The 7,090-nt window shown below is 73.5% G+C and carries 5 protein-coding genes; 3 read left to right on the forward strand and 2 right to left on the reverse strand.

Annotation, left to right across the window (positions count from 1 at the left end; genetic code table 11):
• Positions 1-74 precede the first annotated feature (74 nt).
• From ACG83_RS47505 to ACG83_RS41005, 3 genes are all read left to right on the forward strand, one after another.
• Complete coding sequence (locus tag ACG83_RS47505; protein WP_235498523.1) at positions 75-1,031, forward strand: hypothetical protein; 957 nt, start codon at positions 75-77, stop codon at positions 1,029-1,031.
• Complete coding sequence (locus tag ACG83_RS41000; RefSeq protein ID WP_235498524.1) at positions 1,028-1,726, forward strand: DUF3846 domain-containing protein; 699 nt, start codon at positions 1,028-1,030, stop codon at positions 1,724-1,726. The genes ACG83_RS47505 and ACG83_RS41000 overlap by 4 nt, the downstream gene beginning before the upstream one ends.
• A gap of 99 nt (positions 1,727-1,825) precedes the next feature.
• Positions 1,826-3,178, forward strand: coding sequence for a hypothetical protein (locus tag ACG83_RS41005; protein WP_054571637.1), 1,353 nt, complete (start codon positions 1,826-1,828; stop codon positions 3,176-3,178).
• 19 nt (positions 3,179-3,197) lie between these two features.
• On the opposite strand, the gene ACG83_RS41010 is transcribed toward ACG83_RS41005, so the two are convergent.
• A complete protein-coding gene (locus tag ACG83_RS41010; protein ID WP_235498525.1) occupies positions 3,198-4,340 on the reverse strand; it encodes a hypothetical protein in 1,143 nt (380 codons plus the stop codon).
• 759 nt (positions 4,341-5,099) lie between these two features.
• A partial coding sequence (locus ACG83_RS41015; protein ID WP_054571638.1) for a bacterial transcriptional activator domain-containing protein occupies positions 5,100-7,090 on the reverse strand: 1,991 nt, incomplete at its 5' end.

Raw genomic sequence — 7,090 nt, forward strand, 5'->3', positions numbered from 1 at the left:
CGCGTTCCCCTTCACGCCCCGCACAGAAACGGCAGCCCATGAACCAGCGTGTGAACACCCGGACGGATCCACCGGTGGATTCGCCTTTCGACCTGGCCGCTTTCCTCGTCGGCCACGGATTCTGGCAGGTCAGAACCGGGCCTGACCTGTACCGGCATGGCCGGGTCGAGGTCGAGGACAACGCCGGGCATCTGCACGTACGCCGCCACACCGCACCGGGAGGTGAGCTCGAGTGGTCGTGCACCTTCGGCCCCGGCACACCCCCCGCGCTGATCCGCACGGGGGTCCTCGCCGCGTTCGCACCGCTCCCCGTCGCGCCGGACGACGGCGGGGACTGGTCCGTCTGGGCCGCCACGCCGATCCGTATCGGCGTCGAAGCTGTCGTACGGGACCGCCCGCGCCGCCACCCCGCTGGCTGCGGATCCAGGGCTGGCCCTACGTTCGCGCCACGCCCCCGGCGCCCCCGCCACCGGCGAGGCCCGCCCCGCCCCTCCCCACATCCCATGATCACCGCCCTGGTGATCCCGGCGGACTCGACCCTCCCGACACGCCGGCACCGACTCGACCCCACCGACATTCCCGCGATGGAAAAACTCGTCGGAGGGACCCTGCGCCCGGTGAGCGTCACCGACCCGGAAAGCAGCCTGTACCTTCCCGCGGAAAATCCCCGTTTCCCCGGGCCGTGCAACATGCGCGCCACCGCGCTCGCCGCGTTCCACATCCGCCCGTCCCGGATACCATATCCCCTCCTGCGCGGCGACGCGTTCCTCGCCGGCCCCACGACTCCTGAGGGGCGGGACACCGACGCCCCCGAAGATCTGATCCGCCTTCTCGAGCACCGCGAGTTCCTCGTCCAGACGAGAAGGCATGGCTCCCGTGGATGGTCTCGGGGGCGTCGCTACGTCGGTTTCGAGAATGCCTACGCCCATTCCTGGAGCAGGATGCGGCGGATACCGGACGAGGACATGCCCCTCGTCCGCATCATCGCCGCCCCACCCGCGAAGTCAGCGAGAAAGGGAAACCGGCCGTGATTCGAGTGTTGACGGTGCCTGCCGACCCTGAGGCCCCGCACGCCCTCACCGAGATGAACCCGGCGGACCTGCTCGGGTTCCAGCGGCTCGTCGGCGGTTCGATCGAACGCGTCGACCTCGCCGGTGCCGGGTCGCTGTGGGTCAACGAGGACGGCCCCAGGCTGTGCCTGCCGCTGAACGAGCGCGCCACCGCGCTCGCCGCGTTCCACGCGCCCCGGTTCACCTGGGACCCGCAGATCGTCGGTGACACCTACCTCACCGGCCCCGTCGACGCCGACGGGCTGGACACCGACGTCCCGGACACTCTCGTCGGCCTCCTCACGGCCGAACAGATCCGGCTCGAGGTGCGGCGCAGTGGCGGGGAGTGGGCGGACAACGGTGTCCATCCCGGGCTGCTCGCCGCGTACGCCGCTGTCTGGGAGAAGGTCGGCCTCCTGGCCGACGTCAAGCCCGGAAGCTTCTTCGCGGTCCGCGCGCTCCCCCTCGGCACCGCCGCCGGGGAACCCACCGCCGGTTCCGCCACCGACGGGGAGGCGGCGTGGACCGTCTGGGGCGACCGGGTCGACCCCTACGCCGTCCGCCAGACCCGCGCGCAGGCACAGGCCGCCGTCGACAAGGCAGCCGCCGAAGGCGATCCCGGGGCGTACGCCGAGCACCCTGACGGCTCCACCCTCGAGCCCACACCCACCCGCTAGATCCAGGCCGGCCGGCGGCCCGCTCTCCCCGAGGGCCGCCGGCCCCCATCCCGACCGCACTGCGGACAGAGGCGTCGGACACCGGGCTGGTGGTGGTGCTTGGTCCCGACCATCGCGCTGGTCCGTCAGCATCCGGCTAGGCGGGCGGCGACCGGCCGCGCGCGCACCGCGCTGGCGGTCTGCACGGATTCCGGGGGGCCGGCACCGGTCGAGGACGACGCGCAGGACGGCTGGCGGCCGACCGCAGCCCACCCTATGATCATCGGCGTGAAGGACGGGTGGGGCGGGGACGTCGCCGCGCTGAGGGCTCGGCTCGAGAACAGCGCGGGCACCGCGCCAGCGGAGCGGACGCCGGTGTGCGCGGCGGTGGCCGCAGGGCTGTTCGCCGCCGGTCTGGACCGGCCTCCGTTCCCCGTCGACGCCGGGGAACCGTGGCTGTCGTGCGCCCGCGTCTTCTGGGCGTTGCGGATCAGGGCCGAGCCCGGGGTGACGACGGCGGTGGCGTGTGCCCGCTGGCTGCGCGATGACTCCGGCCTCCCCGCCGAGCGGCGGTCGGTGGTCGCGTGGGAGTGGTCCTTCGGGTTCGGTGTCGAGGCCCGCGCGTCGGTGGAGTCCGACCACGACCTCACCGCGCCAGCTGGCGCCCTGACCGGTAGGGACACCTCCGAGGTGTACGCCTTCGCCGCCGTCTTTCACGCCGCGAAGCTGTACGCGAACCTGCGCTTCGACGACCTGGGCGGCTTCCTGGAGGGGTCGGCGCTGGCCATGGGAGCCGGTGAGGGGTTCCAGGGCGGTGCGCTGGTCACCGCTCTGCGGGGCTTCGCTGCCCGCGGCGACCGCCGCCACACCGCCGCGTACGCCGACGGTCTGCTCGACCGGGCGTGGGCCGCCGCTCCCGGGTCCCGGCAGGTGGTCGAGGTGTGCCTGCACGCGCTGGCCCTCGCCGCCCCCGGGCACGGCGTCGGGGAGCGGCTGTGCGCCCGTGCGGGGGAAGCGGTCACCACCTGGCCTGACGATCATGTGCTGTGGGGGCGGCTCGCGGCCGGGCAGCGCCTGTGTGGCCGCGCGGCCGAGGCGCGGGTGAGTATCGACACGGCGCTGCGCCAGCTGCTGGACGCCGGGAAGTGGGACAGCCCTGCCAGGACGGTGTACCTGCGGGAACGAGACCTGATCGGGAGCATGCCGCACCCCGACGCCGGGGACGTCGGCGTTCCCGCGCCCCGGCCGGTGGACACCGATCTGGCGGGTGCGGTGCCACGCCTGGCTTTCCTGGCGCTGTTCCTGGTGGGAGGGCTCGTGGTGCTGGTCGCGGCCGGCACCACGGCGGCGGATGTCTCCTGGCGGACCCGGCTGGGCCAGGAGGCGCTGCTCGCAGGGAGCCTTCTCGCGCTGGCCGCCGGAGTCTGCGCCGCCCTGCGCCTGCTCGTGCGTCGGTGGGAGAGGACCGGCTAGCAGCGGGCTGCCGAGGTGGTCAGGGGCGGTGCGATGTGGCTGGTGCGCGGGCTGGCAGCGGCTGGTTCCCGGTGCGCGGTGGGACCGCGATGCGGCCGGGCGGCCCGGTGGGCGGGTCGGGTCGGTGTGCCTGCGCTGGGGGCTGTGCGGGTGGCGGGGGTGTGGGGGTGTGGGGCAGGTAGCCGGCGGTCGCGGCGGCGGCGCCGAGCTGGAAACGGGTGCTCACCCCGAAGCGGTGGCACAGCTCCGCGACGTCGCGTTTCACCGTCCGTTCCGACACCCCGAGCTCCCGGGCGGCGCGGACGTCGTCCAGGCCCCGTCCGAGCAGGATGAGCAGGGCGCGTTGCCGCCGCATCGCGGCGGGTTCCGCCGTCCCGGCGGGGTGGCGTTGGACGGGGATCGCGGCCTCGATGCGGGTGACCATGTCGGTGACGGCGCGCACGAGGGTGGGTGCGACGGCGACGAGGCCGCCTTCGTCGAGGTCGTCGTCGCGGACCGGGATGAGGGCTGCGGTGGTGTCCCAGACGATGGTGCGCATCGGCAGTGCCGGGGCGACGCGCAGGACTCCCATGGGGGGTAGGCGCCGGCCGGGGGTGCGCCGTTGCGCGGCGCTGAGTGCGGGTGGGGTCCACACGCTGCTGATCTGGACTCCGCGGGCGGCGGCGGGCACGAGCAGGTCGGGCACGTTTCCGCCGAGGCCGGGGGGTGGCGGGCCGGTCTGGAGGAACCGCATCCGGGTGCTGGCCTGGGCGGTGAGCTCGGCCATCTTGTGGAAGATCTCGTCGCGGGCGAGGAACTGGACTCCGGCGGTGGTGCCGGTGCGCCGGCGCCCGGCGATGTAGTCCCCGAACATCCCCGACCGGTAGAGCTGGGCTTTCTGGTCGTCCATGCGGGCGCGTTCGGCGCTCAGGGCGGCCTCGCGTTGGGCGTGGCGGGCCTGCAGGACCTTGATCGGGTCCTGGGGTTCCCACTGGCGGCCGACCTGGCGGAGCAGGCCGGCGTCGACGAGCCGTCCGATTTCCGCCTCGACGACGGGTTCGGGCTTCCGGAGCCATTCGGCGAGCAGATCGATGTCGCAGTAGGGATGGCGTGCCACGGTACGCCAGACCTTTTCCGAGAAATCATCCAGCTTGATCCCGAAATCCAGCTCGGAGATTCTCACACGACCTCTATTCTTGCTTTCAAGCAAATGCAGGGGCGGGTTCACGCACCTCCTGGAGGCGAACGTGGGGGTCACGGGCGGGGCAGGCCGTCACCATGCGGGTGCGGCGAGCACGCGCACGGCGACCGTAGCGCATCGGAGGGGTGCCGATCCGTGACATTGAGACCGATACCACCGGTTTCGCGCTCCGTGTATGACCCGGTCGGCGCCGTAGTTGTTACCAGGGGCCTTCCGGTACGTGTCTGATCCGAGTCCGATCGTGACCACCACGCCCGGCGGATACCGCCGAAGACGGTGAGGAATCGTTGCTGTCCAACGCCCTGAGTGCTGACGGACGGGACGGGCTACCGCCCGCCGTATGAGCGGACCGGGCCGGTCGGACGCTTCCGTGGGCTCCTGGTGGGCGACTGCGGCGGGCCTGTGACGTGCGCGGTGACGGGACTCGCTGTGTCCGCGGGCAGGGAGGCCGGCTGTCTGGGAGATCGGGTGTCAGACACCGTGACCCTCCATCGGTGGGCCGCGGGTTCTCGGCCCCGAACCGGCCTCACGCGGGTTTCCGAGCGAGGAAAGGCGACTGTTGAACGGTGCGGCAGACAGGCGCGAACGAAGACGTGAAGAAGTCGCTGTCACGTCCGAAAAATGACTGGCGCGACGAGGGAAAACGTTTCATGGAAAGGTACGGAAACCTCGCGGGAAACCATTGTGGATGGTCCTTTCGATGTGTGGGCGGCGCGGGCGATGATCTGGCGGGGTCGCCTGTCAGGTGCTGGGGCGGTCGGGGTGGCGGATGGCGGGGCGGACGATGCGCCGGGGCCCGGTCGAAGCGGGGGTGGGGCGTGGGGTGCGGGTGAGGTGGGCGAGCAGGGCCTGGGTCTCGGCGGTGGGGTCGACGTCGAGGCCGTGGGCGTCCAGGGCGTCGCGCAGACGCTGGTAGGTGCGGCGTACCGCGTCGACGCGTCCTCGGGCGGCGTGCAGGCTCATCACGTGCCGGTAGAGGTCCTCGACCGTCGAGGTGAGGGCGAGGGCCTGCTCGAGGTAGGCCAGGGCCCGGTCGGGGTGGTCGTCGGCGAGCAGGTCGGCGAGGTCGGCGAGAGCGTCGACCGCGCGGTGTTCCAGGTCCGCGACGATCGGGGCGGACCAGTCGTAGGCGGTGTCCCCGAGAGGTGTCGCGGTGGCGAGGGCGACGGCGCGGGTGAGCGCGAGGACACGGGCGGGGTCGTCGGGGGCGTGTCCGGCGGCGTGCAGCGCCGCGTCGAACTCCCACACGTCGACGTCGACCACGGCCGGGTCGAGGCGGTAGCCCGCCTTGCTGCTGGGGATCGGCATGAGGTCCGGGTCGCCGGTGGCGGTGCGCAGGGTGTCGCGCAGCGCGGCGACGGCGCGGTAGGCCTGGTTACGGGCGCGGGTCGGGTCCTGATCGGGCAGGAGGTCGGCGGCGAGCCGATCTCCGGTGACCCCGCCGGGGTGGACGGCGAGGTGCGCGGCGATCTCCAGGCTGAGGGTCCGTAGCCCGCCGACAAGCGGTGTGCCGTCGAGGTGGACGGCGGGCCGGCCGAAGAGCACCAGCCGCACCCGCGGGCCCAGCCGGTCCAGGTGGCCGGGCTGGCCCGCGGGGTGGTCGAGGGTGCTGGTGGTGGGCGGGTCGCCGGCTGGCGGTTCGGCGGCCACGGGTGGCGGTCCTGGGTCGGAGTGCGGCGGTGTGCCCGTCGGGGGCGCGGGGAGGGCCTCGACCATCGGGTTGGGGGCGGGTGTCTCGGCAGGGGGCGGGGAGTCGGTGGTGGGGGTGGGCTGGTCGGCGGCTTCCGCGAGGAGGTGCAGAAGGTCACGGGTCTGGGCGGGGGTGAGATGCCAGGGCAGCGTCGGCTGACCATCGTCGGCCGGGCCGCCGGTTGGGTCGAGGGTGAGCAGGTAGAGGCCGATGCGTGCCCCGGCGTGGGCGAGGGCTCCGAGCCGCCCGTCGTCGGCGCTCGCCGCGGTGGCCACGAGCAGGACGGTGGGGATCATCTCGTCGGGCAGGCCGGCGCGGAGCTCCTCCAGGCTCGCCGCGGTGGTGTCCTCGGCGAGCCTGGCGCGGCGCAGCATTTCACGGTCGGCGAGGTCGAGGGCGTCCTGCGTGGTGGCGGTGATGGTGACCTGTGGGAGAACGTCGAGGACGGTGTGCGGCAGGTCGAGCCGGTCGACCAGCCCGCTCGGGATGATCAGCCGGGCGGGCCAGGCCGTGTGGTCGCTGTGGTGGGCGGCGAGGACGTGCACCAGCAGCGCGCGGGCCGCGGCGGGTGCGCCGGGGCCGTGCAGGTCGAGCCGTCCGGTGCGCAGCAGCTCCGCGAGAGGCTCGTCCAGGTTCCCGGCCCCGGCGGGGCCGGGGACCGTGTCGGCGGGGCGGGGCGTCGGCGACGGGCCGGCGGGCATCTGTCGCGGCGGGTCGTGCCGATCGGATGCCGGTACGGGGTCGGGGCCGCTGCCGGGTTCGGGGTCCTGCGGACCCTGCCCGTCGTCGTTTCCGTCGCCGTCGTCGGGGTTGTCGGTGTCGTCGGTGGGTGGGCGGCTGGCGCGCAGGATCTCGCGCACGACCAGAGGTAGCGGCGGGTCGGTCGGGACGGGCTGCCCGGGTGGGGTCGGAACGCGGCGGCGGCGGGAGCGCAGGAGCCGGGCGGCGACCACGGCGGCGGCGAGTGCGGCGATGAGGCTGAGCGGGAGGACCGCGCCCGAGGGCAGTCGGACCGGCCGATCCTGACCCGGTGGGGCCGGGT

Origin of the sequence: Frankia sp. R43 (assembly GCF_001306465.1) — a bacterium.
In the GTDB taxonomy this organism is placed as follows: domain Bacteria; phylum Actinomycetota; class Actinomycetes; order Frankiales; family Frankiaceae; genus Parafrankia; species Parafrankia irregularis.